The 371-nt window shown below is 62.3% G+C and carries 1 protein-coding gene; it reads right to left on the bottom strand.

Annotated features, from left to right (window positions below; translation table 11 throughout):
- Window positions 1–371 (bottom strand): FGGY family carbohydrate kinase (locus tag QWI17_RS06005; RefSeq protein WP_302721615.1); only part of this gene is annotated, 371 nt, incomplete at both ends.

The raw sequence follows: 371 nt of genomic DNA, 5'->3' as shown, positions 1-371 counted from the left end.
GGCCGCAGGCAATGGTGGTGAGCAGGCCATGGGAAGACTTCACGGCCTGGCTGCCGGTGTTCATCAGCAGGAAGCAGCCGGTGCCGTAGGTGTTCTTGGCCTGGCCCGGTGCCACACACATCTGGCCGAACAGGGCCGACTGCTGGTCACCGGCGATACCGGCGATGGCGATGCCGCTCTTGGTGTGGCCGTACACTTCCGACGACGGCCGCACCTTAGGCAGCATCTGCCGCGGGATGCCCAGGATCTCCAGCAGTTTGTCGTCCCACTGCAGGCTGTGGATGTTGAACATCAGCGTGCGCGAGGCATTGGTGTAGTCGGTGACATGGACCTTGCCACCGGAAAATTTCCAGATCAGCCAGGTATCGATG

Origin of the sequence: Gilvimarinus gilvus, assembly GCF_030518155.1 — a bacterium.
GTDB lineage: Bacteria > Pseudomonadota > Gammaproteobacteria > Pseudomonadales > Cellvibrionaceae > Gilvimarinus > Gilvimarinus gilvus.
The sequence above is the reverse complement of the archived record's forward strand: the minus strand, read 5'-3'. Positions and strand labels throughout refer to the sequence as shown.